31 protein-coding genes and 1 pseudogene are annotated in these 25,603 nt (G+C 68.1%); 19 read left to right on the forward strand and 13 right to left on the reverse strand.

Features of this window, described 5'->3' with window-relative positions; all coding sequences use genetic code 11:
* Positions 1 to 85: 85 nt before the first annotated feature.
* The gene (locus AB0L89_RS38235; RefSeq protein ID WP_365152060.1) at positions 86 to 379 is read right to left on the reverse strand and encodes a hypothetical protein; all 294 of its coding nucleotides are present in this window, start codon (positions 377 to 379) and stop codon (positions 86 to 88) included.
* A gap of 382 nt (positions 380 to 761) precedes the next feature.
* Between AB0L89_RS38235 and mobF the strand changes: the two genes are divergently transcribed.
* The 4 genes from mobF (at position 762) to AB0L89_RS38255 (ending at position 5,326) form a co-directional block, all read left to right on the forward strand.
* Positions 762 to 2,669, forward strand: coding sequence for a MobF family relaxase (mobF, locus tag AB0L89_RS38240; protein WP_365152062.1), 1,908 nt, complete (start codon positions 762 to 764; stop codon positions 2,667 to 2,669).
* A gap of 138 nt (positions 2,670 to 2,807) precedes the next feature.
* Positions 2,808 to 3,005: a hypothetical protein gene (locus AB0L89_RS38245; RefSeq protein WP_365152064.1), complete on the forward strand. Its 198-nt coding sequence runs from the start codon at positions 2,808 to 2,810 to the stop codon at positions 3,003 to 3,005.
* 713 nt (positions 3,006 to 3,718) lie between these two features.
* Positions 3,719 to 4,969, forward strand: coding sequence for a replication-relaxation family protein (locus tag AB0L89_RS38250; RefSeq protein ID WP_365152066.1), 1,251 nt, complete (start codon positions 3,719 to 3,721; stop codon positions 4,967 to 4,969).
* A 54-nt stretch (positions 4,970 to 5,023) separates the two neighbouring features.
* On the forward strand, positions 5,024 to 5,326 hold the full coding sequence (locus AB0L89_RS38255; protein WP_365152068.1) for a hypothetical protein: 303 nt from the start codon (positions 5,024 to 5,026) through the stop codon (positions 5,324 to 5,326).
* A 10-nt stretch (positions 5,327 to 5,336) separates the two neighbouring features.
* Here the strand turns inward: AB0L89_RS38255 and AB0L89_RS38260 are convergent, their stop codons facing one another.
* From AB0L89_RS38260 to AB0L89_RS38280, 5 genes are all read right to left on the reverse strand, one after another.
* Complete coding sequence (locus AB0L89_RS38260) at positions 5,337 to 5,858, reverse strand: DUF6233 domain-containing protein (protein WP_365152134.1); 522 nt, start codon at positions 5,856 to 5,858, stop codon at positions 5,337 to 5,339.
* Positions 5,859 to 5,930: 72 nt separating this feature from the next.
* Positions 5,931 to 6,188: a hypothetical protein gene (locus AB0L89_RS38265; protein WP_365152070.1), complete on the reverse strand. Its 258-nt coding sequence runs from the start codon at positions 6,186 to 6,188 to the stop codon at positions 5,931 to 5,933.
* Positions 6,189 to 6,536: 348 nt separating this feature from the next.
* The gene (locus AB0L89_RS38270) at positions 6,537 to 7,103 is read right to left on the reverse strand and encodes a hypothetical protein (protein WP_365152072.1); all 567 of its coding nucleotides are present in this window, start codon (positions 7,101 to 7,103) and stop codon (positions 6,537 to 6,539) included.
* Between the two features lie 257 nt (positions 7,104 to 7,360).
* Complete coding sequence (locus tag AB0L89_RS38275) at positions 7,361 to 7,912, reverse strand: GNAT family N-acetyltransferase (RefSeq protein WP_365152074.1); 552 nt, start codon at positions 7,910 to 7,912, stop codon at positions 7,361 to 7,363.
* Between the two features lie 8 nt (positions 7,913 to 7,920).
* The gene (locus AB0L89_RS38280) at positions 7,921 to 9,174 is read right to left on the reverse strand and encodes a hypothetical protein (RefSeq protein WP_365152076.1); all 1,254 of its coding nucleotides are present in this window, start codon (positions 9,172 to 9,174) and stop codon (positions 7,921 to 7,923) included.
* 204 nt (positions 9,175 to 9,378) lie between these two features.
* Between AB0L89_RS38280 and AB0L89_RS38285 the strand changes: the two genes are divergently transcribed.
* The 6 genes from AB0L89_RS38285 to AB0L89_RS38310 all read left to right on the forward strand — a co-directional run bounded on the left by AB0L89_RS38285 (position 9,379) and on the right by AB0L89_RS38310 (position 13,754).
* Complete coding sequence (locus AB0L89_RS38285) at positions 9,379 to 9,903, forward strand: hypothetical protein (RefSeq protein ID WP_365152078.1); 525 nt, start codon at positions 9,379 to 9,381, stop codon at positions 9,901 to 9,903.
* Positions 9,900 to 10,082, forward strand: coding sequence for a hypothetical protein (locus AB0L89_RS38290; protein WP_365152080.1), 183 nt, complete (start codon positions 9,900 to 9,902; stop codon positions 10,080 to 10,082). The genes AB0L89_RS38285 and AB0L89_RS38290 overlap by 4 nt, the downstream gene beginning before the upstream one ends.
* Positions 10,079 to 10,468 (forward strand): hypothetical protein, encoded by a 390-nt coding sequence (locus AB0L89_RS38295; protein WP_365152082.1) that lies wholly within the window; start codon positions 10,079 to 10,081, stop codon positions 10,466 to 10,468. Before AB0L89_RS38290 ends, AB0L89_RS38295 begins: the two co-directional genes overlap by 4 nt.
* A 305-nt stretch (positions 10,469 to 10,773) precedes the next feature.
* On the forward strand, positions 10,774 to 11,268 hold the full coding sequence (locus tag AB0L89_RS38300) for a hypothetical protein (RefSeq protein WP_365152084.1): 495 nt from the start codon (positions 10,774 to 10,776) through the stop codon (positions 11,266 to 11,268).
* A 777-nt stretch (positions 11,269 to 12,045) separates the two neighbouring features.
* Complete coding sequence (locus tag AB0L89_RS38305; RefSeq protein WP_365152086.1) at positions 12,046 to 12,777, forward strand: ParA family protein; 732 nt, start codon at positions 12,046 to 12,048, stop codon at positions 12,775 to 12,777.
* Positions 12,777 to 13,754 carry a ParB/RepB/Spo0J family partition protein gene (locus AB0L89_RS38310; protein ID WP_365152088.1) on the forward strand — a complete coding sequence of 326 codons (978 nt, stop codon included), beginning with the start codon at positions 12,777 to 12,779 and terminating at the stop codon, positions 13,752 to 13,754. The genes AB0L89_RS38305 and AB0L89_RS38310 overlap by 1 nt, the downstream gene beginning before the upstream one ends.
* Positions 13,755 to 14,064: 310 nt before the next feature.
* On the opposite strand, the gene AB0L89_RS38315 is transcribed toward AB0L89_RS38310, so the two are convergent.
* The 6 genes from AB0L89_RS38315 to AB0L89_RS38340 form a co-directional block, all read right to left on the reverse strand.
* On the reverse strand, positions 14,065 to 15,051 hold the full coding sequence (locus tag AB0L89_RS38315; protein ID WP_365152136.1) for a restriction endonuclease: 987 nt from the start codon (positions 15,049 to 15,051) through the stop codon (positions 14,065 to 14,067).
* Positions 15,051 to 15,959 (reverse strand): restriction endonuclease, encoded by a 909-nt coding sequence (locus AB0L89_RS38320; protein ID WP_365152090.1) that lies wholly within the window; start codon positions 15,957 to 15,959, stop codon positions 15,051 to 15,053. The genes AB0L89_RS38315 and AB0L89_RS38320 overlap by 1 nt, the downstream gene beginning before the upstream one ends.
* Before the next feature lie 245 nt (positions 15,960 to 16,204).
* On the reverse strand, positions 16,205 to 16,414 hold the full coding sequence (locus AB0L89_RS38325; protein WP_365152092.1) for a hypothetical protein: 210 nt from the start codon (positions 16,412 to 16,414) through the stop codon (positions 16,205 to 16,207).
* 117 nt (positions 16,415 to 16,531) lie between these two features.
* Complete coding sequence (locus AB0L89_RS38330) at positions 16,532 to 17,191, reverse strand: hypothetical protein (RefSeq protein WP_365152094.1); 660 nt, start codon at positions 17,189 to 17,191, stop codon at positions 16,532 to 16,534.
* 16 nt (positions 17,192 to 17,207) lie between these two features.
* Positions 17,208 to 17,831, reverse strand: coding sequence for a sigma-70 family RNA polymerase sigma factor (locus tag AB0L89_RS38335; RefSeq protein WP_365152096.1), 624 nt, complete (start codon positions 17,829 to 17,831; stop codon positions 17,208 to 17,210).
* A 362-nt stretch (positions 17,832 to 18,193) separates the two neighbouring features.
* A complete protein-coding gene (locus AB0L89_RS38340; RefSeq protein WP_365152098.1) occupies positions 18,194 to 18,496 on the reverse strand; it encodes a DUF6233 domain-containing protein in 303 nt (100 codons plus the stop codon).
* Positions 18,497 to 18,638: 142 nt separating this feature from the next.
* Between AB0L89_RS38340 and AB0L89_RS38345 the strand changes: the two genes are divergently transcribed.
* The 5 genes and pseudogenes from AB0L89_RS38345 to AB0L89_RS38365 form a co-directional block, all read left to right on the forward strand.
* Positions 18,639 to 19,178: a hypothetical protein gene (locus AB0L89_RS38345; protein ID WP_365152100.1), complete on the forward strand. Its 540-nt coding sequence runs from the start codon at positions 18,639 to 18,641 to the stop codon at positions 19,176 to 19,178.
* A gap of 101 nt (positions 19,179 to 19,279) precedes the next feature.
* Positions 19,280 to 19,552, forward strand: coding sequence for a hypothetical protein (locus tag AB0L89_RS38350; protein ID WP_365152102.1), 273 nt, complete (start codon positions 19,280 to 19,282; stop codon positions 19,550 to 19,552).
* Positions 19,549 to 19,812, forward strand: coding sequence for a hypothetical protein (locus AB0L89_RS38355; protein WP_365152104.1), 264 nt, complete (start codon positions 19,549 to 19,551; stop codon positions 19,810 to 19,812). Before AB0L89_RS38350 ends, AB0L89_RS38355 begins: the two co-directional genes overlap by 4 nt.
* A 957-nt stretch (positions 19,813 to 20,769) precedes the next feature.
* Positions 20,770 to 21,081 carry a hypothetical protein gene (locus tag AB0L89_RS38360; protein WP_365152106.1) on the forward strand — a complete coding sequence of 104 codons (312 nt, stop codon included), beginning with the start codon at positions 20,770 to 20,772 and terminating at the stop codon, positions 21,079 to 21,081.
* Between the two features lie 222 nt (positions 21,082 to 21,303).
* Positions 21,304 to 21,506 (forward strand): annotated as a pseudogene (locus tag AB0L89_RS38365) (5-amino-6-(5-phosphoribosylamino)uracil reductase); the annotation flags it as partial.
* A 178-nt stretch (positions 21,507 to 21,684) separates the two neighbouring features.
* Here the strand turns inward: AB0L89_RS38365 and AB0L89_RS38370 are convergent.
* Positions 21,685 to 22,611, reverse strand: a complete 927-nt coding sequence (locus AB0L89_RS38370; RefSeq protein WP_365152108.1) for a LysR family transcriptional regulator — start codon at positions 22,609 to 22,611, stop codon at positions 21,685 to 21,687.
* A 220-nt stretch (positions 22,612 to 22,831) separates the two neighbouring features.
* Between AB0L89_RS38370 and AB0L89_RS38375 the strand changes: the two genes are divergently transcribed.
* The 4 genes from AB0L89_RS38375 (at position 22,832) to AB0L89_RS38390 (ending at position 25,596) form a co-directional block, all read left to right on the forward strand.
* The gene (locus tag AB0L89_RS38375; protein WP_365152110.1) at positions 22,832 to 23,446 is read left to right on the forward strand and encodes a hypothetical protein; all 615 of its coding nucleotides are present in this window, start codon (positions 22,832 to 22,834) and stop codon (positions 23,444 to 23,446) included.
* Positions 23,447 to 24,204: 758 nt separating this feature from the next.
* The gene (locus AB0L89_RS38380) at positions 24,205 to 24,375 is read left to right on the forward strand and encodes a hydrophobic protein (RefSeq protein ID WP_365152112.1); all 171 of its coding nucleotides are present in this window, start codon (positions 24,205 to 24,207) and stop codon (positions 24,373 to 24,375) included.
* Positions 24,376 to 24,493: 118 nt separating this feature from the next.
* A complete protein-coding gene (locus tag AB0L89_RS38385) occupies positions 24,494 to 24,814 on the forward strand; it encodes a DUF4190 domain-containing protein (protein ID WP_365152114.1) in 321 nt (106 codons plus the stop codon).
* A gap of 44 nt (positions 24,815 to 24,858) precedes the next feature.
* Positions 24,859 to 25,596 (forward strand): ABC transporter ATP-binding protein, encoded by a 738-nt coding sequence (locus AB0L89_RS38390; protein ID WP_365152116.1) that lies wholly within the window; start codon positions 24,859 to 24,861, stop codon positions 25,594 to 25,596.
* The last annotated feature ends 7 nt before the right edge of the window (positions 25,597 to 25,603 follow it).

Consider the following 25,603-nt stretch of genomic DNA (forward strand, 5'->3'; position numbering starts at 1 on the left):
AGGGCCAGTCGGGCCTGCTTCGGCTCAGCCGGACCTCATCGGTTTCACGCGTGAAAGTGCCGTGTGGAGGTCCGGCACCGGATGCTCAGGGGCCGGTGAAGATCGAGTGCGTGCCGATCCGTCGCCACACGATGTGCGGCTCGCCGCTGACTACCTCTGACCCGTAGGACCAGGTGGCGCGTCCGTTGCCGTCCCAGGCGACCTCGAAGACGCCGGGCGCGCGCTGAACGCCCTTGACGCGGAGACCAACGCGGAACGGGCCGCCCGTACGGAGGTCATCGACGAAGGCGCTGACGACCTGGCGGAAGCGACGGCGCTGTTCGGGAGAGAGGCGGCGGAGGTCGGCGGTGAAGCGCGGCAAGGTCTCGTAGGTCGGCACGTCGGTCCTCCAGGCAGCAAGAAGCCCCCGGTATTGCCGAGGGCGGGAGAGGTCACGTTTGGAGTGAAGGGAGTCGGTGACGTGGTGCGGGTTGGGACGTCCTCGGCCGTGGTGGTGGAGGAGAAGTACGGAAAAGCGCGCGGCTTGACGACGGAGTCGCTTGTCGTCGCTCTTTGTGGCGCGTGAGGTACACGTAGCGGTGGGCGCGCAGCATTTGCATGGCCCCCGTAGAGGGGCGTGCGGCGGAAGACGGTGTCTGTAGGACGGGCGTGATGGAGTCGCCAGCGCCCGCTCTGCGGGATCGGCGGTGAAGTTCTGGTGAAGTCTCCCGCCCTGCGGGATCGTGCTTTATCACAGGTCAGAGCCGGTGTGTGCTGTGGCGATGCTGAGTGTCGCGAAGATCCAGAGGCGTAACGCCTGGCGGTATTACATACGCGGAGTCGCGTTCGGCGACGGCCGCCGCCCGGTCGGCCAGTCACTGAAGGACATCCAGGAGATGGCTGGCCTCCCGCCGGGACGGTGGCTTGGGCGTGGTCTGCGTGCTTTGGGGCTCACCAAGGGTGCGGAGGTGTCCGGGCGCCAGTTGGAGCTGCTGTTCGGCGAAGGCCGGCACCCGGACGCCGACCGCATCGAGCGCGACCTCCTGGGCAACGGCGTCGACGCGGCCACGGCCCGTCGGCTGACGGTGCTGGGACAGCCGATCGAGGAGATCGAGGCGCGCAAGCAGACTCCGCTGCTCGGCATGGACTTCACCTTCCGGCCGCAGGCGTCGCTGGTCGTGCTGTGGGCGCTGGGCGACGCCACCGTGCGCCGGGTCATCGAGCGGGCCCACGAGCGGGCCGTCGCCACGGCGCTGCGCTGGCTGGAGGATGAGGTTGCCGAGACCCGGTGGGCGTCAGGCCGCGGCCGCGCGAAGACGCCCGCGCTCGTGGTCGCCGCCTTCCGGCACAGCGACAACCGCGACGGGCTGCCGCTCCTGCACGAGCACTGCCTGGTCCTCAACCGCGTTCAGCGCCTGGGCGCCGATGGTGGGCCGGTCTGGGGCGCTCTGGACACCTACCGCCTCTACCAGAACGTGGTGGCCGCCGGGACGCTCTACACCCTGGCGATGACGACCGAGGTGTGCGAGACCCTGGGGCTGGCGACCGTGCCGCGCGAGGTCACGCCGGGCCTGCGTCCGGTCATGGAGGTCGCCGGAGTGCCCGAGGGCCTCATCCACTGGTCGGCGTCCCGCCGCCAGCGCATTGAGGACGCCCTGGAGGTGCTCACCGACCAGTACGTGAAGGACCACGGGCACCTGCCCTCAGAGCGCGGCCGTCACGGACTGGGCTGGTGGGCGGCGCAGGAGAACCGGCCTGCGAAGAAGAAGCCGAAGCCGCTCGCGCAGTTGCTCGCGTGGTGGCGCGCTTCCGCTATCCTCCGCTTCGGCCAGCAGCTCATCGACAGCCTCCTGGATAGGTGCCGAGCAGCCGGAACGGCGATCCGGGCGCGGGTGGATCCCATCGTGGACGTGGCGCTCGCCGCCGTCGACGTCGCCGCGGTGGTCTCCACCGTGCGAGAGACGTTCTCCCGGCGCCATATCCTGGCCGAAGCGCGCCGGCACCTGCTGGAGACGCTGCGCGGCCGCGAGTTCACCCGCGGCCTTGACGACTACATCGCCCATCGGGCCCTGCTCCGGTACTCCCGACGTCACACGGTCACGAAGCCCGGCCGGGAAGCGCTGGCGCCGGACCGGATGACCTACACCGCCGACTTCCCGGTGCCCCACCGGTGGTGGATCGCTCCCGCCGAAGGCACCCCGCCGCGAGAGTCCAGCCGCTACGAGCGGGCCAGGGTCGCCAGCCTTGCCGTGCAGAACGCGATCCGCGACGCCCGCATCCGAGCCGACACCGCCAACGCGGCGACGACCTCGGCCTCTTCCGCACCCGCCGACCACCGCGACCTCGAGGGCGAGACGGAGCCTGCTCCCCACGCCGTCGATCACCCGGGCAAGGACGCCGCCCAGGCCCCGGCGCAGCGAGCCGCCGCCGTCCAGTCCCACCAGCAGGCCGCGATGCCCGAGGAGTGCCTGGAGGGCCGCACCACCGACCCGGCGACGTGGCTGCGCACCCCAAAGAACCTGGACCGGCTCGCCGCTTTCACCCGCGCCGCCGACACTCGCCGCCGCGCCATGGAGGACCGAAAGGCCCCGGCCGGCGACCCGGCCAGCCTGGTCGACCAGCACCGCCAGGAGCACGAGCAGCAGCGCCAGCAGCCCGACCCGGGCCAAGGTCAGGGCTTCCGGCCGTGAAGCACGGTGCGGGCCGTACGGCGGGACGGACGACGAAGTCACCGCGCCAGGCGCTGGGATGCGATCGACCGCACACCCCCGAAGCCACCCAGGAGCGGGGAGGGTGCCGGCGATCGACCCTCAAGCACGGAGGCCCCCGTGGCTGCCCCTCCCCCGCCGCACCTTTCGCCGGAGCAGCGCGAGCGCCTGGAGCAGCTCGCCGACGCCGCCCAGCTGCGCATGGCGCTGTCCCCGTCGCCGACGCCGTCACCCGCCCGGCGCCGCTCCCGCTCACGGCAGTACCCCGGCGACCGGCCGAACCCATGGCGCACCGCGCGGGGCCGTCGCCGGGGATGAGCTAGCGCACCGAACTCACCGATCAGCCGCGCTATGTCCGGGCCGTCGGCATGGAACCCCTCAGCACGGTCTTCCCCTCCTCGCTGCCCTGCTCCCACCAGACCAGCTCCAGATAGTCGGCGGCCCGCAGGATCTACTCCGGGGAGAGCTGGAACACCTTGGGCGACGTCGTCTCCATGACGGCTCCTTGCTGTGCGCTGGCCAGTTGCCTTGTGCGCTTGGCCGATCGCCCTACGGCTTGCGTCCGGCCCTGTGGACAGAGACCGCGCTTCGGAACACATGGCCGGGAGTGACTCCGGTCACGGACAAACTCGGTCTGCAAGGGGAATCAAGGAGGAATTGGAAGCCTGTTGTCGGTGGCCGTCAGACCGCGGCCAAGGGGTGGCCTCACACGGTGGCCCCGGTCCGCATACAAATCCGCGTGCGGACCGGCGACCGCCGACCCGGCCCGCAGGCCGGAGAAAACCGAGGACACCGTGCCCGCCGACCTCACGCCCGACCCCGCCCACGAGGACCGCGCCGCCCGCGACCGTGCGCCCGCCGCCGACGCGGACCAGGTTCCGCAGGCCCCCTCCACGGGCCCCTCCGTCGCCCCCTCCACGGTCACTTCGCCCGCCCGGCGGGTATCCGCAGGTCAGCCCCCGCGGTCAAGGTCCCACCGTGCGTTCGACAACCCTCCTAGCCAGACACCCAAGGCATGGAAGCCGACCGGAGTGCGAAGGAAGGAAGCACTGAAGGCTCTGGGAATCTTCCAGAGGGCTACCGCTGATCAGCTCTGGCGGATGCTGCGCCCCGCAGACCGGCACGACCGGTGCACCCGCGACACCCTGAACGCATTGAAGGCGTCGGGACTGACCCGGGTGGAGACGCGACTGGAGTCGGGACACCAGCTGTGGGTGCTCACCGAGAGAGGCCACAAGGAAGCCAAGCTGCTGTTGCCGAAGAGCGTACGGATCTCCGCGCTGCGCAAGCTGGAGTACGACGACGAAGGCCGGCCGGTGGAATCCGCCGGCTACGACGAACATGCCGCCGCCGTCACCTCGACCGCGGCCGTGCTCACCGGTGCCGGGTACGGCACCCCGCTGTCCTGGCAGACCGAGATCGCCCACCGCTTGCCGTACGGCTACACCCAGTACGCCGACCTGACGATGCGCGCCCCGGACGCCGGAGTGCCCACGATGCTCCTGGAGGTCGACCGCGCCACCGAGCCCGTCGACGACCTGGTGGACAAGCTGCGCCGCTACCACGACTGGTTCGAGCTCCTGGCGCCGAAGGCCGACGCGGACAAGGAGAAGGCGGCCCGGCGGCAGGGAGCGGCGGTGCACGACTTCCGGCTGTGGTCGCGGGTCTACCCGGCGACGGGACGCGAGGGGTACGTGCCGGTGGCGTTCGTGTTCACCGGGAAGACCGCCGCGCAGCGCGAGAGCCGCATGCAGCGCCTAGAGCAGGCCGCCCGCGCCTACTTCGCCGGCACCCCGCACCGGGGCGCAGGGTTCACGGCGGTCGACTACCACCAGACGGTGCCTGTGGTCATCACCGAGCTGGAGCAGATCACCGCAGACCCGGCCGGGGCCGCGGGCGCGGTGTGGCGCAGGCTTGGGCGCGATGAGTGGCAGACGCTGTCCGAGGCCCTGGACAACCCCAACGGCGACCGGCTGTACCGGGTGGAACTCCAAGAGGCCCATCGGCGGCAGGCGGAGCGCGAAGCCGCGCACCGCGAGGCACAGCGGCCGGTGTGCACGCGGTGCGGCAACAAGTTCACCGACGACCGCTGGCAGGAGACCACGCGGTCCTCATGGCCCGGCGAGTGGGACCGGCTGTGCGGGCCGTGCGCGAGGGAGGCCGCCGACCGGGCGGAGACTGAGCGCGTCGCGCGCCGCCAGGCGGAGGAAGCCGAACGCGCGGCGGCCGAGGCGCCGGTGGTGAAGCCGCGCAGCCGGTTCGGAATCGGGCGCCGCCACTAGCCGGCGGCCTCCAAGGCCGGGGTGGTTGTCGGTGGCGGCTGCGAGGCTGGCCGGATGAACGCCGATGACGAGCAGCTGCTGCGCGGCCGGGTGTACGGCTGTGACCACGACGACCCCCACCCCGGCCCGCTGCCGCACCAGAGGTACGCAGCCCTGGTCGCCGGACCGCTGGACGGGCTGCTGCTCGACATCAAGGGCTGGCAGCCGGAAGAGGTAGACGACGGCGTCGCCCTGATGACCGAGCTGGGGCGGTGGCCCGGAGGGCGGGCGCTGTACGACCCTCGCCCCGACGACCCGCGCCCTTCGGGTGGCCCGGGTGTGGTGTGCCGCTTCTACTACTCCGGCGACACACCCTGACCGACACGGGTCAGGAGTCGCCGATGTGGTCGAAACCGCGCAGCATCGGCGTCAGCTCCTGTCCGCACCCGCACAGCGTGCACAGCTGCGTCCCCGGGGTCTCCGCGACGTCCAGGGCCCGCTGCACATCGAGCAGCGGCGCTCCCCCGGGTGCCTCTTCACAGTCCGGCGCGTGCAGCACACCCCGGGCCGGGCCCCGCCCCTCGCGAACCTTCACCAGGACCCAGCCCGAAGGCCGGCGCTCACCGAGGACCGCGCGGACCACCGACGTCGGCGGCGCCGGCGGAAGAGGCTCGGTGGCGACCTGGTCGTAGTCGACGCCATCGACCGGCCGCACGTGCTCGGGCGCCCGGACCCACACCCGATACTCCGCAGCCTCCACCCTGTTGTCCTCGAGGCCCTGATACGACGGCAGGCCCACGAGGTACACCCAGCCCGTCCCGGTCTGCCGTCGCCTCCACAACCGCGCCACGACCTCCTGCTCCGGCTGCCCGAGCGCCGGGTCGGCGGGCAGCACGACCCGTACCGGCACCGGCCTGGCTGCGTCATCGGAAGGTGTGGTCACGACCCCACGGTAAGCACCACCGCTGCCAGCTGACGGATGTCACCGCTCCGGCAGCTTGAGGCGAAGACGATCCATAGCCTTCTTCACGTCGCCGAGCTGGTCGCCCAGCACCCGCATGCGCCAATCCATGCGCTCCATCCGAGCAGCGGCCGCCAGCGACGCGAACGTCTGCGCCAGCTGCGCCGCACCCGCATCGCCCGCCAACGCCTTCTTGACGTACCGGGCGGCCATCGCCTCGTACTGCTTCGCGCGCTCCACCGCAGCTTTGTACTCGGGCGCGTCGTCGTGTTCGGTCATGCAGCCCCTCCCCGGTTGGCCTCTCCCCACCGTTGTACCGACCGCGCCGCACAGGCGGAGCGCCTGCGGATTTTCGGGCCGGAAAGTTGTCCACAGATCGCAGCTCAGGGCCCACTTCTCGCCGCGATCTATCCACAGGCCAGCGGCTTTACGGTTCGATTCCGCTTCCGGGCGTGAGGTGCCGAGAGACCGATGGACGGGGTGAAGTGGACCGACGCGACGTTCTGGCGCCCAGGCACCAGGGTTCTGCCGAAGGTCGAAGGCCGGGTCTCCCGTTCGTCCTACCGCGCCGGGAGGTGACGGCAGGGCGGACATCGGCGTCGACGTGCCGCCCTCCCGTCCCCTAGCTCATGCGGTGGCTGGCTCCGGCACTTCGAGGCACTCCGCGACCCGGCGGGACATCGCGGCCACCTCCGGCGGGAACCGGTCCAGCGACTCAAGGTCGTCGCACAGCTTGGCCCGCAGCCCGTGCAGGCACGCCATCGTGAACAGCACCTCCGGATGGTCCTCGGGCTGCTGCGCGGCCTCCGCCTCCCGCTGCCCGCGGCCGTACACCATCCGCACTGTCCCGAGCTCGCTGGTGCCTGCGGGCGCCGCCTGACCGAGCAGACCCGCCAGGTGCGCCCGGTCGTCCTCCTGCGGCCCGTCGGCCCGGCTTTGCTGTTGGTTGATCTGGAGGTAGCCGTTCAGGGTCTCCCGGTCCACGCCGACCTGCTCGCAGTACGCGGCGATCAGCATGGCCACGCTGTTCATGGTGTCGGCCGCGTCGGTGGCCCGGTAGAGCGTCATCCGCTTCCAGTCCCGGGCTACGTCCGAGGCCGCGTAGCTCAGGACCTCCTGGCAGCGCTCGACAGCCTCATACACCAGCTGGTTGACCGCGCGGCGCATCGGCTCAGGCATCGGAGTGTGTTCCATGGCCGCACGCTAAAGGGGCCGCGCACTTGGAGTCCGCTGTCACGGCCACTTGCTCACCCGGACGCAGCAGCATAGGGCCGAACGGCAAGAGGCCCTCAGCAACGCCAGAGGCCTCGCCAGGAACGGGGCCGGGCCCTTCTACGGCATCCGCAGAGCCCCACAGATCCGGGAGCACCAACGCCAGGCCCCGCTCCCCGGCTCTACGCCGGAAGCGGGGCCCTCTTTGCGTTCTGCTGCGGATGAGTAACTCTGGCGAGTCAGCGGAGGGGCAGGAGCATGGCGTGCATGAGGGGGGCGTTGGGACTTTGGGGGCGTAGGTCGCCGACTGTCTGCCAGCCCCAGCTCTCGTAGAGGGCATGGACCTTGGGGTGGGCCTGGTCGACGAGCAGGGTGGCGCGTTCTTCGGGCCGCGGTGTGAGCAGGGCGTCGTGCAGTTGTTTGGCGGCGCCGGTCTTCCGCCAGGGGGCGCGGACCATTAGTTCGCTGAGTGCGTAGGTGCGGTGGCCGCTCTCTTGGATGAGTTGCGGGTCGACGGGGGTGATCAGGCCGCGCCACCACGGGGCGTCGGCGCGCAGCGGGGCGCCGTAGGCGTATCCCACGGCCTGGTCGAGTCGGTGGCTGTCGTAGCCGATGGTGCAGGTCCAGCCGGGGCGGCTGCTCCAGGCGTCGAGGCCTTGGGCGAACCGGTCGGGGCGGGCGAACGGATCGCTTTTCGCGGCGGCGGCGTAGATCTCGGTGAACACGTCGATCAGGAGCGGGCGCAGCTCGGCGGCGTGGCGGTGGTCATAGTGCCGGACGCTGATGGGCACGGCGCCTCCTAGTCAGTGGTGAGGGCGCGCTGGACAGTAGCGAGCCGTCCGGTGATCCGGCTGCTGTCGAGGCTGGCCGCGTCGAGGCGGGTGATGGTGTGTGCGGCCTGCTCGCGCTCGCCCTGGGCTAGTTGCAGCTCGGCGAGCTGCACGCCGTACAGGATGTGCTGGCGGCGCATCGAGGGCGGCAGCAGGGTAAGGGCCTGCGCGGTGGCGGCCTCGGCCTCGGCATAGCGGCCCAGCGCCCGGTGGGCGATGGCGGCGAGCCCGGAGACTTCAGCCGCGGACAGGAAGTTCAGCCAGCTCGCCGGGGGCGGTCCGGGCGTGATGCGGTCGTAGGCCTGCTCGGCGGCGAGCAGGGAGCGTGCGGTGCCGGTGCGATCGCCCGTGTGGGCCTGGGCGATGGCGAGCCGGGCGTGCAGCAGGGCCGCGAGGTGCGGGTCCTGGCGGGCGCGCCGGTTGTCCAGGACTGCCCTGGCTGCCCTGCTCTTTTGGACGGCCTCACGGTGCCGGCCTTCGGAACGGGCCTGGACGGCGAGGTCGGACCAGGCGCGGGCGATGGCGGAGGCATCGACGGTGAGCAGGGCGCTCTGCAGGCCGGCCGCGTGCAGGAGCGCGGCCTGGCCGTGGTCGCCGATGTCGCGGGCGGCCCACCCGGCGCTCGCGTACAGACTGCTGACCGCACCGTGCAAGACACGTTCGACACGCTCGCCATAGGTACAGCTGTTCAGTGCGGAGCGGAGCCGGTCGATGTAGGCGGTCGCGACGTCGAGCAGAGGACCGCCACCGATCGAGAAGAAATGCGCATCCAAGCGGCCCAGGCGTTCGTGGATCTGGTGCATGTCGCTCATCGACAGACGGCCCTGGGTGGGGGTGTCCTCGATGCCCAGGGCTGCCGCGACCGTCGCGGCAGCCCCAGCGGTGACGAACCTGCGTCGCAGCACATGCGCCTCCTTCGGTACCGCAGGCCGTCGTGGTGGGGCCGGCAGGTTCGTGCTGTTCTTCCCCCGGGGAATGAAGCCGATCGCCTCTGCCGGACGGCCGAAGATCAGTTCCAGAGCCAGAAGATAGCGAGTCCACGGCCACCGCACGCGCCCGCTGAGCCAGTTCCGCACATGCCGCTGAGTGCACTTGCGGGGGAACCGCTCGCCGAAGATCTCGCAGGTTGCATCGTTCACCGCGTCGGCCAGGTCCTGCTGGGAGGAGAAGCCGAACTGGGCCATCAGCACTTCAAGCTGACGGTTCGGCAGCGGATCGCTCATCAGGTCCCCCGGGGGATCGCGTCGGGGCCAAGACGCTAGTCCTGCCGCACTCCGGTCGTTGGCAAAACTTTCCTGTCCCTGCCCTTCGACTTCCCGCCTTCTGGCCTGACCTCACCCGATCGTGCAGGAGTTGTCTTGGATGCAAGGACCCCCGCGACCGCGCGCGTGCGGCCCGGGGGCATGGCCGACTGGAAGGAGTCGACAATGGCTGAGACTACGGGCCACGCCCTGAGCCCGGGAAGTGGGGCACCTGCGGTGCTCGTGAGCGCCGTCACCGAATGGTTTGCGCGCACCCTGGACGTACCCGAGCAAGCGCGGCGCGAGTGGTCGGACACCGGCGTCGCCCTGCTCCCCCTCGGCCGGCGCTTCGATGCTGTCCGCCTGCGTGACGTCCTCGTGCACGCCGCGGTCGGCGCGACCGACCCCGACGAGACCGCCGCCCGCCTCGCGCAGTTCCTTCGCGGCCCCGTGATCCACGACAACCGGACCATGGGCGGCATCTACTACGCCCTCATCCGGCCCATCGAGCGCAAGGCCTGGCGCTACCAGGACATCGCCCCGCGCCTTGGAACGGACACCCACCTCGGCGTCCCCAAGCTCACCCGCACGGGGCCGCCCGGTACCCACTGGGTGGTGCTCCCGCGTTTTGAGGGCGACCTGTGCGAGCCCTCGGCCGTCGAGGGTCTCATCACCGCTGGCAGTGCCGTGCTGAGCGGGGCTGAGCAGTGAGCGCGCAGACCGAGACCGAGGCGGAGCGGCGCGCGCGGGAGACCTACCGGGTTCTCCTGGCGCACATCGAGGACTGCCGGGCCTGCCTGGCCATGGAGGTCTGTGAGGAGGGGACGCGGATCCGCCGCGCCCTGCGTGCCGCACGGGCCGCCGCTCGCACCGCGAGCGACGCCTCATGAGCATCACGGCACCCTCGCCCAAGGAGGAGTGCGGCCTGTGCCTCCGCCCCGTCCGCGCCGGTGAGGCGACGCAGGAGCTGACGGTCTACGTCGACGGCGAGCCGCAGCCCGGCCTCGCCCACGCCAAGACCTGCCCGGACGTGCTGCTCGTCTGGTGCCCGCCTTGCCTGCGTGCTCTCCTCACCGGCGCGGCCGGGCCGCACGGCTGCCACCTGGAGACCTCACTCGGCATCGACGGGGCCCGCATCGTGGTCATCCCGGAGACGGACTGCCTCTGCCACTGCCCACCCGACGGCGCGGCGCAGCCCCCGGCGGAGAGTGAGGCGCTGCGGGCCGCGCGGGCCGCAGCACGGCAGCAGGCGGGCGAGAGGAGCATGCCCCGGTGACCACCCCGTTCAGTTCGCCGACTAGCCCCATCGATCTGCCGAGCGTGGCGGTGCCTGCGCTCTGTGTCTGGCCTACGCCCTCACCCGGCAGGTAAAGCGCCCACACCCCTGCTACGGCCAGACACTCCTGCGCGCCGAGGCCGGACAACTGGTCGTGGCGCCGGAGCAGCATTGCCCGTGCTCCTGCCAGAAAGCTGTCGGGCGGCGCTGAACGGTTCCCCCTCCAAGCCCCGGCCGGGGCTGCTGCTCTCACACATCCGCCCCGGCCGGAACCTCTGCACCGCCCAACGAGAGGAGCAAGAGGCATGCCCGTCATACACGAGGCCCTCGCGCAGCGGGAGAGGCGTGACCCGCGGGGCCTGGTCCCAGCCGAGGAGTTCGCCGCGGTGGTGGCAACGGTCCAGGAGAACAACCCCGGCATGGAACAGGAGGTTGCCGGGCGGATCACGGCGGAGGCGTTGAAGTTCGTGGCGGCCTGCGCCCGCTTCACCGGTGAGGGACTGAGGCCCTCCCGAGTGGTGGACGAGGGCTGGCACGGCCTGATCCTGCACACCGCACCGTATACGCGGCTGTGCCGCCGTCTGGGAAGCTTCGTCCATCACCGGCCCGAGCGGCGCGACCCCAGCCGGCACAACGCCGCCGAGTTGGAACGGACCATGAGCCGCATCCTCGACGCCGGTTTCACCGTGGACGAGGAACTGTGGCTTGCCCCAACGCGCGAGACAATCCCGGTAGCCGCGAACTGCGCACACGGGCCTGAGCCTCAGTGCGCTTCCTGTTTCGACGGCGGCCCGAACTGACCGGCAGCACGCGCGACGTCCCTGCCGCCCCACCCCGCGGCGACAGGGACGTCCTGTACCGGCCCGTAGACCGCACCCGCGGCCGTACTCTGCACATTAGGAGGTGAGCCGCATGGCTGATGTGGTTGCGGAAGCCCGCGCCGTGGTGCGCAGCCTCGCCCTCTCGGCAGCGGCAGCCCGCCCGCCAGGCAAACGACGCTGCCCGGCCTGCCGCGGACTGCGCCAACGCGTCCTCGTGACCGCGTCCGGGGTGCAGACGATGGCCTGCGGGCAGTGCCGAGGGACCGGAAGCGGGTAGACACTTGGGTATGGATCAACTCGCGCGACGCCGTTGGATCTGGTCCCCCATCACCTCTTGGCAGGCCAGGAGGCTCTCCCGCCTGACCGGTGTGGAACACAACCACGCCTGGGTCAGGATTCGTTCCACCAGCCACCCAGAGGAAGCCGCAGCCTTCGGCGATCGGCCATCCTCGGCCCGGGACACGTCCACTCACTGACGCTATCGACAGCGAAGCCGAGTATGCCCACTGCTGGCGCATGCTCGGGCACTGCTGTCTCAGAGCGAGCTGTCGTCAAAACGCCGTTCTGACGACAGCTCAGCAGGCCGCAGAACACCGGCGGGGCGGTGCTCCTTCAAAACGCCGTTTTGAAACCGTGCTCCACGCGGCGCCGCGCCCTGGCGGCACTACACGACTCCCCCGTGGCATGCTTTCACGGTCCGCCAGTACCGGCCCTTCAACGGTCGGGAAGCATACGGAACCTACGGAGCAACAACTCATGGCGCGCATCACTGCGTTCATCAACCGCAAAGGCGGGGTCGGCAAATCGACCCTGACCGTCAACACCGCAGCCACCACCGCCGAGGTCCTCGGCGACTCCCCTGAAGGCGAACCTGACTACGTCGTCGCAGTCTCAAGCGACCCTCAGGGATCCGCCACGTGGTGGTCGGAACGAGTCGGTGACGACCTCCCGTTCTCGTTCGTGCAGACCAAGTCGCGGAAGGACCTCGACTTCTTCCCCGAACTGAAGAAGTCCAAGAAGATCAAGCACGCCTTCATCGACACCCCCGGCTGGATGGACCTGCCCGAGGACGAACTCGAGCAGGCCGGCGACCCCTTCGGCACGAGCGCCGCAGCCGACGCCATGAGGGCCGTCCTTGCTGTGGCCGACGACATCATCGTCCCCATCGAGCCTGAACCCCTCGGCTTCATCCCGACCCGCGACACCATCGAGCAAGTCGTCAAGCCGCTCGGGAAGCCGTACTGGGTCGTGGTGAACAACTGGGACCCCCGCGACGGCACTGCTGACCGCGACGACACGCAGGACTATGTCCTCGGCAACGGCTGGAACCTCGCCAAGACAGTAGTCCGCCACTACAAGATCCACACCCGGGCGGCGATCGAAGGCCTCGTCGTGACCCGATACAAGAAGAACCGAGTCGCCATGGAAGCCCGCGAGGACTTCTACAAGCTGGCCCTGGAGATCGGCGCAGGAAAGAAGGGGCGCTGATGAGTAAGCGAACCAGCTTCACGTCTCTGCTTGGCCAAAAGCCCACCTCAGACACCTCCGGCAGCAACGACGAAGACAAGCAGTCAGCCCCACCGACCACAGTGCTCATGCACACCGTCACGGGAAACCCGGAGAACCCTCGCCAGCCCGAGGACTACACCGACGACGATCCCGAGTTCGCCGAACTCAAGGACACCATGCGACTCGTCGGCCAGCTCCAGCCCGTGGCCGCGATCTCCCGCGATGTCTACGTACGCCTCAAGCCCGAATACGCAAAGGCAGTCAACGAAGCGGACTACGTCGTCGTCGGCGGCAACCGGCGTCTCGCCGCCGCTCGCCAACTTGGATGGACCCGCCTTGATATCAGGGTGCAGGACCGGCTGGGTGACGACGAGGGCAAACTCGATGAAGCGGTCATCATCGAGAACATTCACCGCAAGAAGATCGACCCGATCAAGGAAGCCGAGTTCCTTCAGCGCATGGTGAAGAAGCACGGAAGCCAGGACGAGGTCGCGCGGCGGATCGGCAAGTCCCAGATGTACGTCTCACACCGGCTCGCGCTCCTCAAGCTAGACGATGACGTCAAGGACGAACTGAAGTCAGGGGCCGTCAAGCCGTCTCAGGTACGCGGCCTCGCAGCAAAGCCTGCAGAGGAACAGCGCACTCAGGTCGCCCGGATCAAACAAGATGCCCAGAAGCCGAAGCCCAAGAAGAAGCCAGTTCAAAACGCCGTTTTGAACTCTGAGGCCAATGCGGGGGAGACCCATGAGCCTCCGACGGGCTCAGGCGATGGGGTGCCAGAACCCCGCCAGGCCTCGGCTGACGCCAGCCCTGCGAAGAAGTTCCCGTACGACGACGGCAAGGAAGCCGCGTTCTACCTGGACCAGCGGATGGACGACACTCAGTTCTTCGCAATGGTGGACGAAGTGTCTCAGCGCGCACAGCGCCGCCGCGAGCAGGCAGCCGCGGCCACCTGACGATCAGCAACTACCGAAGCCCCCGGAAGGTGCCACCGGGGGCTTCGTGATGTTCCGGGCACTCGGGATGAGAGCAGGAGTGGGACACCGACGACTGCGACCCACCCCGTTGTCAGACATTCTCGCGATGGTCGATACGGCACAACGGCCTGTTGCGGGAGGTTCTAACGAGCCGCTGCCGAGCAGTTTCTGTGTCTATGACTCACGTGCACGACTCCAGAGCACCGTGTGGAAGCGGGCTGTCGGAGGGAGCACGTCCGACGCAGGGCCTCCGTGAAGAATTGGCTGCCGCTCAGGCGAAGCTGGGCCTTCAGGTCACCGCAGCCAGCACGGGTTCCCCAATCCTGAGGACCTCCAGCAGCGGAACACCCCATGTCGCCCACGTTCGGAGTTGCTCTCCGTAAAGCAGGTTAATGTCCTGCTCTGTCGCGAGTTCGTGAGCCGGAGTGGTGAACGAGGCGTTGGTGACGGCGATGACGATGTCCGCGTTATGTACCGGTCGGGCCGTTCCGTTGAGAGTCTGGATGACGGGCGAGCCGAGGGGGCGGCCACCGGGACGGCGGTGCTTGCACTGGAAGACGATCTTGAGCCCGTCTGGTGTCACCGCAATGACGTCAGCGCCCAGGTCGCGAGCGCCGCCGTGCCGTTGATCGATGGTGTAGCCGTCGCGTTGCGCGAGGGCTGCGATCGACTGCTCGAACTCCAGGGGGCTCATGCGGTTGAACTGCTCGGGGGTGACGCTGTCTGTCGTAGCGGCAAAGGCCTGGAACGCGGCATCCCTGACAGCCAGTTCGTGCATGGCCTCCCTGTGCTGGAGCAGGATGCTGTCGGCGCGACGAACCCTGGTGTCCAGACCACGTACCCAAGGACCGATCCTGTCCAGACCGGACTCTGCTGGATCAGCGCCTGGTTGGTAGCGGGAGTTGAGGTCTTCGGTCGTCGCTTCACGCAATGCGTGCCACACGCTGCCGATCTCGTCCCGGATCTCCCTGGCCTTCGTGACCTCATCAGTCAGGCCCCGTTGCAGGCGATGGTTGGCGCGCCGGTATTCGGAGCTCAGGGGAGAGTCATCATCGCCGCGTAGTTTCCTCGACTCTGCTTCCTCCTCTCTGAGCACAGTGAGCAGTCGGTCGAAGTCTTGGTACGCCGACCGTGCGACCTGGCCCTCGGCGTAGTGAAGGAAGGACGACAGCAGATCGTCGTCCGTCGCTTCTCGGAGTCGCCGGTGCAGCGCTTCGGTCAATTCCCCATCGCGATACGAGGGCAGGGGCACCTTGGTCTTCCAATTGATATGCATCACGCAGCGTCCTGCTCATGGCTCGCTCCACATTCCAACGTCTCTTCCCACTCCGCCCACCGCTGTAGAACCCTTCGGCTCCACTGGTTCATGCCGTGCTCAGCGGCGTAGCGGCGGGCGGGACCGGAGAAGCCACCGTTGGTGATGACAACGAGATCCCTCTCATGGCGTCCGGCGGCCAAGCGCATGGCATGTAGCGTCGGCGCGCCGACGTTAGCGGGAGGCTCCGGCTGCCACCCGCGCGGACCATCCACGCGGTGTGCGCTGAACAGCAGGGTGTGGCCTTTGGGACAAGCAGCCGACACGAATGTGGCGCTGCCTAGCTCATCTGGTCGGGCAGTCTGGAACCCATCGCGTTGCAACAGCCGTTCCACAAGATCGACGAACTGTGAGGGAGACATGGAGTCGATGTCCTCCAGCGCCACGGACGAGTGACTGTCCGAGCTCTGCAGACGGGAGTCTTCCTGAACAGCGAGATCGTGCAGCTTCTCGCGATCCCGCAGAATCAGTGCTTCCAGCCGAGCCGTCGCTGCGTTCAACTGCTCGCGCAGGGGAGAAAGGGTCTCCAGGAGCGGCGTTCCTGCCGCATCACACGCCGGCACCTGCAGTCCCGATGGCCGCCCCAGTCGAGCGGTCATTTTGAACAGGACATCTCCGCACTCGGCGTGAGCTTCACGGGCTTCCTGGAGCTCGTCTTCCAACTGGTCGAGCAGCGCCGAAGCCACCTGATGACATTCCTGGGCGACCTTGTCACGGCGATCTGCTCCCCACTGGAGGCGTGCGGTGGACGCCCGGCGGCGGTCAGCCTCCTCCACCTCACGCTCAAGGACAGCCAGATGCCTCTTCCACGTGCCGCGGACTTCATCCGCGATCTGGCATTCGCTCGCCCACAGGAAGGTGCGCAGCATGTCGTCCCGGGTGCCCTTGCCGATGAGCCCGCCGACCCTTTGGCGAAGACCTCGGTCAGTGAAGCGGGTGGGGGTGACCCCCGCAGCTCTATCTATGATCACCGCGTGAGGGTACACACCACCTCTGACATGGTCCTTCGTGCATCTTGTGGTGACCCGTCGCCTTCGCTTAGCGGCTTGGCCAATCACTGGACTGCCCGTTCTCGGACATGCATCCGCGGGCGCTCAGCCGGTCGGCGCGGTGTTCAGCGGTGCGTGAGCCAGTAGACGAGCAGGGTGATCAGGCCGCTGCCGCAGCCGAAGCAGAGGCCGCGCAGGATCTGGCTGAGGGCGGCATGGCGGCGTGCGTAGGCCCAGGCGAGGATGCGGCGCCCGCGGCGGGCGAGGGCGCGGCAGCCGTTCGCCGCTGTGTGGTGGATGCGGTGGACAAGTCGGCGCCAGGGGCTAACCTTCATGAGGGCGTCCTTCGTCGCGTGAGTGTGGCGGGGATGTCGTGCGATGCGAGGAGCCCTGCGTCCCGTTGGCCTAGGAAACCGGGGGCGCGAGTAGGGGCTCCTTGCTGCTGTTCGGGGTCAGGTGCGGGTGTGCTCGCGCAGGACCTGGGCCAGGCGCTGGTCCGGGCGGGGCACGATCACGCAGGGAGCGCTGTCGTCGGCGAGGCGGTCTATTTCCATCTCCAGCCCGCCGGTGAGTGGCGCGGTCCCATCGGGGCGGGGGAAGACGTAGCGGGCGAGCGCCTCGATTTTCTGGAAGTAGGCGTCGTCGAGTTCTGCTCCGAGGTGGTAGATGACCTGCTGCAGCCAGTGGGCGGCTTCGCGCTGTTCGCCGAGGGCGGTGTGGTGCAGGTGGAGGCAGTATGCGGCCGGACGGTGGCCGGCGCCCGCGGCTAACTGCCACCAGAACTGGGCGGATTCGGGGTGCTGCCCGGTCAGGTAGAGCAGGGCAGCGAACACGGCGGCACCCTCGACGTCGAGGTTGTCCTCGTCGACGGGCAGGTCCTGGTCGCCTTTGGCGAGCTGGTCTACGTGGTGCGCGGCGAGCGGTGCGCTGAGCATCCAGCGGGCGATGACGGTCAGGCGCTGCTGGGCCTGGGTGGCGCGGCGGGTGTCCGCGGTGGTGGTGGCGCGGCCGGCGTCGACGGCCAGCTTCTTCAGCGCGGCGCCGACGTCGAACTTGCTCGGTGTGCGCACGGGCATGGCGGCGCCAGCGAGCACCTCGTCGAGTGTGTTCATCGGTCCCCCTCTTTCCTCAGGTGTTCTTCTTGATCGGGGCCGTCTTCTTGCGGCGGTCCCCGTCGGCGGGCAGGTCCAGCAGGACGCGCAGGCGGTCGCGTCCCTTGCGGATGTGGTAGTCGACGGTGCGCGGGTCCAGGCCCATGTAGCGGGCGATGCGCGTGACCGGGTAGTTGAGCACGTAGCGCAGCACGACGGCGTTGTACTGACGCGTCGGCAGCTTCAGCATGGCCTCATACAGACCGGCGTTGCTCGGCGCCAGCTCCATCTCGGCGCGGATTGCGGCGAGGTTGCGCGATATGGGGCCATTGATGACGAACGCCGGCGGCCGCTGCTCGCGGGCGAGCAGCCCGCTGACGTGACGGCTGAGCACCGACATCGCCCTCTGCTCGATGTCGGCCTCGGTCAGCAGGTCTTCCCAGGTCGCCACGATTTCCAGGAACACGTCGTGCACCACCAGTTCGGCGGCGCTGCGGTGTCCGAGGTGGAGTTCGGCGAACGCGTGGAAGAACTCCTGCTGGGCCAGGTAGAAGCCCTCGAAGTCGATGGGCAGCCCGGTGGCGGTCGCAGCGGGGGAGCGGGAGGTGCCCTGCGTCGGGATCCCGAGCGCGTCTGTCAGTGCGTGATCTTCGTTGGTCACGCGGGCCTCGCAGTGGTCATGGCCGGTCCCTGTAGGTACGGAGGGTGGTGGCGCGTGTCCCACCAGGGGCGCTCACCAGCGAGCCGGTCGGCTCATGTGACCACCATGTCGAGAATCGACCCCCGCTCACTCAAAGCGGTGCCAAGAAAAATCACCCAGTGATCATGGCTGGATGCGGAACGTGTTCACGATTAGTGCACACCAGTCCAGAACGGGGCCCTGAGCAGCGAGAGTGAACTGCCGTTTACCCGCGCATGGCGGGTTCCCGACCGTCAAGTGTCCTTAATCACACTGGAGTTGGGCGAACTCGGGCAGGCCGCGCACCCAGACCGCACACTCTGTGCCCGTCGCACGAACGGGATTCAACAAGGGTGACGCGCCTGCGAAAGCAGCCCCGCCGACCACCCGCCATGCATGCCGAACTCACACCACCACGGCCAAAAGGGACTGCTGCCCGCCCAGTCCTCGCCGCTGCTGCCGCCGGCGGCCCCCAACAAAGTGAGGAGCGCTTCGGCAGCCCCGCAGTCCTTACAGGCCCGAGCCCCCGGCCGCTGCAGCGCGTCCAGCGTCTGGTCGAGGTTCAGCTCGGTGGCTCCGACCGGACTGTCCTTGCAGTCGGAGAGGTACACCACGGTCCCCGCCGTACGTCCGTCGTGCACCTGCACCCGCCGTACGGTTCAGGCCCACCGGGTACCCATCCCCGACAGCAATGGCGCGCTGCTGCCGGGGCAGCTTGGAGAGAGCAGCCGTTGTTGGGCTGCCGCAGGGAGGAGGTGCGCCGTGGGTGGGGATGTTCCGGTGCCGGTGTTGAGTACAGAGCAGATCAGGGCGGCGCTGCGGGCGTTGGGACTGCCCGAGCCGGAGGTGCTGCCGCGGGCAACGGGGCTGGGTGCACTGCTGTTCTGGGCGGAGTCGTCGGCGGCCGCGGCCGACCGCGTCGAGGTCGAGGAGATACGCGAGGCCTTCGTCCTGGCCATGGACGCCGCACTCGGCGTGGATCCGACCAGCCCCGAAGCACAGGCCGAGGAAGTGCCCTCCTCAATGCTGTGGCCGTATCTGCTGCGCTCCCGCATCACCCGCACTCTGATGGACGTGGACGCCACCCGCCTCGACAGCGATGACGGCGGCGCCGTGCCGCCCTCGGCTCTCCAGCACATGCTTACCGCGGCACAGGCCATGTTGACCGTGGCGACCCCGGGCATGCCTTCGGCCTCGCTGGAGCAGCTGCGCGAGAGGCTGCACGCCGCACGCGAGGCACTGCGCACGGCCGATGCGGAACTGAAGGCCGCGGGCCGGGCCGTCACGGCGGCCCGGCGGCATCTGCGGGATCTGGGCATCGACCCCTGACACTGTGTCGCCCACGGCGGGTTCGTGCTGGACCCGGACGGCACGGCTTGGCGCCCCGTACGGTGGTGAGGGCGATCGAGTGGGTCCTGGAGGTGGTTGGGATGAGCGCACAGCCTGTGGAGCCGGGTTCTGGCGTGTGGCGGCCGGCGAGCGCGGCAGAGATCCGCCGCGCCCTCCCCGAGGACGCCCGGCCACAGTTCGACCAAGCGCTTGCCGCGGCGACGCTGACGGAGCGGCCGGGCGTGCTCCTGCTGTGGGCGGCCGTCGTACGCGACCTGGCCGACCCCAGGGGAGACGCGGCCACACAGGCCGTCATCGACGGCTCGAGCGGCGCCAAGACGTGGGAGGAGTGGGAGGCCGAGGGCGCCCTGTGAGCGGCTACCGCATCGTCTACGCCCCCGAGGCCGTGGACGACATCACCGCCGCGGCCGCGCCGGAGGGGCGCAGGGAACTGCGCGAGGCGATCCAGGAGGCCCTCACCGATCCCTACGGCGGCCTGTCGGTCGAACGTCCCGGAGGCGGCGGACACTGGGACCGCGTGGCCCTCGTGGGCCCGCTCGCCGTGCGCTACAGCGTTTCGGACGCGCCCGGTATCGACCCGCCCCGGATCACCGTCACCCGCGTCCTGCTGTAGAGGCCGGCAGCCGGCTTGCCCGCCCGCTGCGGAGGCTGGGCAAGCCTCATGGGAGATGGGCAAGCCCAGCACGTTGACGGTGCCTCCGCGGCGGACCCGGCGAAGTGGCTGGAGCTGTGGAACGCGGCGTACCCGCCCGGCTTCGGGCCGAAGGAGCGCAGTTCTGCCTGACGTGGGGCCCGAGTGCTGGTCTCACGCCCTCAGCTGTGATCACTCGGTACCGCGCCGGGGTTGCATCCAGGGGCGGCTGGACCGTTGGCCGGACGGTTGCTCCCGGCGTGGCATCGGGGGTGTTGCCGGAGGTGTGGAGCCCCTGAACCGGGCACCGCCTATTTCCGCAGGTCGCACCAGCTGGGCAAGCCCGTTTCGAATGACGACACCTCTTCCCTACGCGATGGCCGTAGGAAAGAGGCGGTGTGGTCCGGCGGGGGAGGGGGCGTCCCCTGATTGCGCAGTGCGTGCTGGCGGCGGGGCCGTCCCGTCCGCAGCTACTGGGTCCAGCGGCGCAGCGGTCTCGCTGAACTGGTTCCGGCCGCCACGTAGTTCACCGGGGGAGTGCCCCAGAAGATCCCAGGGCCTACACGCACACCAGTGTGATGCCGCGTCTGTCAGGGACCCCTGATGTCAGCAGTGGGTTCTACGCTTATGAGCTCTGCAGCACCGAGTAAGGAGCGGGGCCATGGCCATCGACTTTGTTGCTCTACATGAGCCGCTTGTGGAGTGGGTCTACGAACGGACGGTGTCAAGCATCGCTGCAGTGTCACTGCGGGGATGTCATTGCTGAGCCAGTGTCAGTTCTCCATTTGGGTGCTCTGACCTGCGTTGAGGGAAATATCTTGATGGTGGTTGGTGACATCTGCTGGTGACGGTGTGTGGCATTTCTGCTGGACAGGTCGATGGCACTTCTCACACACCGCACCGGGGTACGTGGCCGTGCTCGACGACCGGTACCGTGCCGTGACCAACTACCCCACGAGCTTCGTGTCCGCCGCCGAGGCAGAGGCCGAGGGGGAGTCGGAGGAAAGGCCGACGACGTGGACCGGCGAGGCCACCAGGATCGTCACCGTCAAGGGCAAGCGATACGTCGTCGGCACCGTCGTCCCGCCTCGCCCCCGGGCCGAGGGCGCCACGTCCTGGACCCCCAGGGCGTACGTCCGGTACTGGGCCGAGCGGAACGGCGAGACCTTCGGCCCCACCCGGTCCGCCGACGGTGACGCGAAGCCCGGCACCGTCGGCCGCGCCATCTGGGAAGCGGTCAACGCGGAATGACCATCGCCGAACGCCGGACCCGAGGCGGTCCGCGGTGTGTTTACGGCGCTCGTGCTGGCGGCGGGCGAGCGCGCTGAGGAGATGGATCAGGGCCTCGGCGGCGCTTGCCTGTACCTGCGGTGAGGCGGGGGCGGGTGGGGCTAGGGGCGCTCCCATACGGAGTCGCTCACGTACGCCCAGGCCGCCTCGGTCAGCCAGCCGAGGCTCAGTCGGAAGTCGCGGGCGAGACGCGCCTCGAAGCCCTCCCCTGCGCGCAGTTGATCCGTGAGGCCGGGATCCGGCGGGTGGTGACCGCCTGGCGGGAGCCCGACAGGTCCGTCCCCGGCGCGGACGGCACCGAGCTCCTCGAGGCCGCCGGGATCACCGTCGTCGAGCTGGCGGAGTACGCCGACGAGTCGAAGGCCCCGAACCGCCACCTGCTCTAGCCGACCGTCTGACCTGAAGGGGGAAGGCTGTGACACCGGAGATCCGCCGCGGCTTGCGGGTGAGCGTGGGTCGGGGCTGGCCGTTGCTCGCATGCTCGCCCCCCGGCATAGCCGCAGTGTCCGGCAGGAGAGGGAATGACATCCTGATCAGGCTGCCCGCTGATCCGATGAAGCGCGCTCAGGCCGGGCGGGCTTGTGCTGCGGGCTGGCGCTGTTCTGCGGACCGACGCACGAGGATGGCGTGGAGTTCCCGGGCCGCCGTGGGGACCGGGCCTGCGTGGCGTCGTTGGACCACGACGCGGAGTTCGGTGGAGTCGCCGGACAGCGGACGACACGCGATCGTGCCACTGCGCTCCAAGGGATCGCCGAGCACGCTGTAGTCGGGGAGCACGGTGGTGCCGAGGCCCTCAGCCACCATCAGCTTGCACATCTCGGCGCCGTCGGCCGAGTAAGAGAAGGACGGCGTCTGGCCGCTCAGAAGCCGGTGGATGTAGCGATGCATGACATAGCCGGATCGCATCACGATCAGCGGCTCGCCCAGTAGGTCGGTGACGGTGACCGCCTTGAGCGCAGCCAAGGGACTGTCCGGACGAACACAGACGACCGGGCGTCCGCGCAGCAGTTCGGTGGTGTGCAGGCCAGGGGGAGGGTCGTCGTCTCGAAGGTAGCTGACCAACCCGAGATCGAACCCGCCCTCGGCTAGATGGCGTTGGATGCCGTCCTGCCGGTCTGCGACCACCTCCACCTCGGTTGACGGGTGAGCGGCGTGGAACTCGCGGATGGCCGGCGTCAGCAGTGTGACCGTAGCTGCGTTGACGGTGCCCAGCCGCAGCCTACGGCTCCTCTGGTGCTGCTCGTCGGCGGCCTGGCGCAGCCGGTCGACCGCGTCCAGCACTCCGGCGATGTGTGGCAGCAGTTCGCGGCCTTGGTCGCTGATCTTTGCTCCGGAACGCTTGCGTTCCAAGAGCTTCACTCCCAGTTCCCGCTCCAGGTTGCGGAGCGTCTCGCTCAGGGCCGGCTGCGACAAGTGCAGTACCTCGGCGGCACGGCGCAAGGATCCCAGCTGTGTGACTTCGGCCAGGTATTCCAACTGTTCTATGCGCATGGCGAGCTACCTCCGACGGTCATCATAAACGGACTCATTCCGCTCAGGCGACGGAGGGTGCAAGGGGAACCCTATCGGCGTATCGGGAATTCCTAATCGACTCGAGCCGAGTCTTTAAGTACAGTCCGCTTGCAGCAGAGGCGTGCAGTTTCGGCAGCAATTGGAAGCTGAAACGGCATTCTGTTGAGTTGCGCCCTAATTCGAAATTTGGAGGAGTGTCGTGCTGCAGGACAGGACTTTGCATCGTCGTTTTGGGGCGGGAGTTGCTGCTCTCGTTTCCGCGGCAATGATTGGCACTGCAATGTCCGGAGCGGCGGTTGCGGCCGACCGTACGCAAGAGAAGGCGATGCGGGCGACGGTATCCGAAGTTCCGGTGCAGGGAATAAAGGGTGTCGGGGCACGCGAGTTGCACGTAGGTGCAGCCTCTGCCGCTGCCGGGTCAAACCTTGGCAACATCAGCGATGAGAAAGGGATATCCGCAGTTCAGGAAGCGCTCGACCTCATCGGCTCAATCCCTGAGCCGCTGATCCAGCGCATTGAGGCTGGCGACCTGGGGGCCGCCCAGGAGGTGGCGGAATTCTTGAACCAGGGTGCAGGCGCTAAACCTGCCACGCGTGGATGGTTCCAGTGCGCAGCAGGAGTGGCGAAGTTCGCTGCCGAGAATGCGATAGGCGTCGCGAAGGTGTATAGGATCGTCAAGAACGGTAAGAAAGTAGCGAAAGCCGTCTGGGATTACCTCAAGTACAAGAAGTATCCTGGAAACATCGACGATGACATCGCTAATCTTATAGTCAACTCTACGGGGCTTCCTGCGCTGGCGGAAGCATGCCTGTAGTCAGGTGAGAGGATGGGGTCGCCATGAAACACGATGAAGGCAAGGGGAGCGCTGACTCGGATGGCGGCCCCGGGGCTATAGCTTCGGGACTTATCTATACGGGCATGTTCCTGCTCCCGGCATACATACCCGCAACCTTGATCGGTGAAGTCCTCGGTAATCGAGGTATGCCCGCATCGCCTTGGCTGATGGCGCCGGCCGTGGTGTTAGTAATTGCCGTAATGATGCGCTTCGAGCCGTACCTGCAGGGGCGTTCCTGGTGGTCTCGGGTTGACGACGTATGGGGAGGGCTTCTGATTGGCCTAAGTGTCGTTCTTCCTATCGTCGTCGCCATTGTGTGGCCAAGTTCCTTTTGGGTATGGCTACCGCCAGTGACTCCAACGCTTCTATCCTTTTTGCCAATCATCTGCACTATTTGGTGCGTAAAGTGCTGGCATCGGCACCTTTGGAAAAAGCAGCGCCCGCAGTTGGGGCCGTATCGTCCTATCCCACGGATCAGCAGTCAGGGTTCAGAAGAACACTAGATGAGCGTTTCTCGCTGTTTCATAGTGAGTCGCGCCAAATTCATGGCCCTGCTGTTACGGGACGGTCGAGCCGGGAGGCTGCGCCGTGACAGAAGAGGGCTGGTTCCGTCCGATATGACGGAAGTTAAGTGTAGCCTCTAGCCAGCTTCGGGGCCCTCATTTCTGGGACCACTTGCCTCCGGCACCCTTCTGCTAGTTCACAATTTGAAACACTGATGTAAGGAGGTATTAACAATGGGACCTCTGCTCGTAGTTCTTCTCCTGACCCTGCTCCTCTTCGGCGCGGGATTCGTCCTCAAGGCGCTGTGGTGGATTGCGGTTGTCGTGTTGGCGGTGTGGCTGCTCGGCTTCGTGATCCGACCTGCTGGGAGTGGAGGTCGCAAGGGCCGCTGGTACCGCTGGTGATGAGCGCCCGAACCTCCGGTACGCGGCCACTAAAAAGACGGCTGGCGGCGCTGGAGCCGCAGTCCGCGCACCACGAGCAGTCCGAAGCGATTACCCAGAAAAGACTAAGGATCCCCAAATGACGAGTAGCCAGAAGCAGCCCATCACTCCGGCCGCGCCTTCAGACTCCGCCTACGTTGCTGTGGCGCCAGTGAAAACCAGTGGCAAGTCGATCGCGTCGATGGTCCTAGGTGTCGTCTCTCTCGTTATCCCGTTTATCGGCATCATCACCGGCCCTCTTGCCATAGTTTTCTCGCTGAAGGGAAAGAAGGAAGCATTGCAGTGTGGTGAGGGCCGTGACGGCTTCGCGACCGCCGGCCTTGTTCTTGGAATCCTCGGCTGCGTTGCTTACGGTCTGCTCCTGCTCCTGCTGATCTTGAGCGCCATCGTCTCTATCTGACCCACGTACTACTACGCCTCCAATGGAGCCCATTCCTTAATCCTATGAGTGCCCTGCTGACCGCAGATACGGTTTCCAAGACCTATGCCGGTGCTTATGTCCCGGCCCTGTCCGAGGTTTCGTTCCGCATCGGGGGAGGGGAGGTCGTCGCTCTGCTCGGACACAACGGGGCGGGGAAGTCGACCCTGTTCGAGATCGTGTGCGGCCTTCAGCGGGCCGACTCGGGTACGGCGAACCGCTTCGTGGGCGCAGCCGACTTCGGCTGGTGCCCGCAGCGAGAGATCATCGACTGGTCGTTGACCGTCCGTCAGAACGTCGAGATGGGACTGGCATTCCGCCGCGGGACCCTGCGCGGTGTGCGTGCCCTGGCCCAGGAGGTCTGCGAAGTCGTCGGCCTGGCGCGGTTCCTCGACCGGCAGGCGGAGACACTGTCCGGCGGGGAACTGCGCCGCTGCCAGATCGCCCGCGCCATCGCCGGTCGGCCGCGCCTGATGGTCCTGGACGAGCCGACCACCGGCCTGGACCCCGACGCCGTCGCGCACGTCTTCGACTACCTCCGCGACAGCGCCACCAACGGTTCCACCGTCCTGGTCAGCACCCACGACACCTCGCGCTTCGCCGAACACTGCACACGCGTCCTGGCCCTGAGCGCAGGTCGCCTGCTGGCAGACCAGTCCGTGGCCGCCTTCCTGGCCCCCGTCGGCGAGTCCAACGACCTGTGGGACGGCTACCGCCACCTCACCCGCCAGCCCCCCACCACCTGCGAACTCCCATCGACCTAGGTCGCGC

The organism is Streptomyces sp. NPDC052114 (assembly GCF_040680155.1).
Lineage (GTDB): Bacteria > Actinomycetota > Actinomycetes > Streptomycetales > Streptomycetaceae > Streptomyces.

Excerpts from the sequence above, each read along its gene's own strand:
- AB0L89_RS38370 (WP_365152108.1), bottom strand. The coding sequence starts at position 22,611 with ATGCGCATAGAACAGTTGGAATACCTGGCCGAAGTCACACAGCTGGGA.
- AB0L89_RS38385 (WP_365152114.1), top strand. The coding sequence starts at position 24,494 with ATGACGAGTAGCCAGAAGCAGCCCATCACTCCGGCCGCGCCTTCAGAC.
- AB0L89_RS38350 (WP_365152102.1), top strand. The coding sequence starts at position 19,280 with ATGAGCGCACAGCCTGTGGAGCCGGGTTCTGGCGTGTGGCGGCCGGCG.
- AB0L89_RS38255 (WP_365152068.1), top strand. The coding sequence starts at position 5,024 with ATGAACGCCGATGACGAGCAGCTGCTGCGCGGCCGGGTGTACGGCTGT.
- AB0L89_RS38325 (WP_365152092.1), bottom strand. The coding sequence starts at position 16,414 with ATGAAGGTTAGCCCCTGGCGCCGACTTGTCCACCGCATCCACCACACA.
- AB0L89_RS38300 (WP_365152084.1), top strand. The coding sequence starts at position 10,774 with ATGCCCGTCATACACGAGGCCCTCGCGCAGCGGGAGAGGCGTGACCCG.
- AB0L89_RS38305 (WP_365152086.1), top strand. The coding sequence starts at position 12,046 with ATGGCGCGCATCACTGCGTTCATCAACCGCAAAGGCGGGGTCGGCAAA.
- AB0L89_RS38265 (WP_365152070.1), bottom strand. The coding sequence starts at position 6,188 with ATGACCGAACACGACGACGCGCCCGAGTACAAAGCTGCGGTGGAGCGC.
- AB0L89_RS38280 (WP_365152076.1), bottom strand. The coding sequence starts at position 9,174 with ATGAGCGATCCGCTGCCGAACCGTCAGCTTGAAGTGCTGATGGCCCAG.
- AB0L89_RS38295 (WP_365152082.1), top strand. The coding sequence starts at position 10,079 with ATGAGCATCACGGCACCCTCGCCCAAGGAGGAGTGCGGCCTGTGCCTC.
- AB0L89_RS38390 (WP_365152116.1), top strand. The coding sequence starts at position 24,859 with ATGAGTGCCCTGCTGACCGCAGATACGGTTTCCAAGACCTATGCCGGT.
- AB0L89_RS38330 (WP_365152094.1), bottom strand. The coding sequence starts at position 17,191 with ATGAACACACTCGACGAGGTGCTCGCTGGCGCCGCCATGCCCGTGCGC.
- AB0L89_RS38310 (WP_365152088.1), top strand. The coding sequence starts at position 12,777 with ATGAGTAAGCGAACCAGCTTCACGTCTCTGCTTGGCCAAAAGCCCACC.
- AB0L89_RS38380 (WP_365152112.1), top strand. The coding sequence starts at position 24,205 with ATGGGACCTCTGCTCGTAGTTCTTCTCCTGACCCTGCTCCTCTTCGGC.
- AB0L89_RS38285 (WP_365152078.1), top strand. The coding sequence starts at position 9,379 with ATGGCTGAGACTACGGGCCACGCCCTGAGCCCGGGAAGTGGGGCACCT.
- mobF (WP_365152062.1), top strand. The coding sequence starts at position 762 with ATGCTGAGTGTCGCGAAGATCCAGAGGCGTAACGCCTGGCGGTATTAC.
- AB0L89_RS38320 (WP_365152090.1), bottom strand. The coding sequence starts at position 15,959 with ATGCTGCGCACCTTCCTGTGGGCGAGCGAATGCCAGATCGCGGATGAA.
- AB0L89_RS38315 (WP_365152136.1), bottom strand. The coding sequence starts at position 15,051 with ATGCATATCAATTGGAAGACCAAGGTGCCCCTGCCCTCGTATCGCGAT.
- AB0L89_RS38270 (WP_365152072.1), bottom strand. The coding sequence starts at position 7,103 with ATGGAACACACTCCGATGCCTGAGCCGATGCGCCGCGCGGTCAACCAG.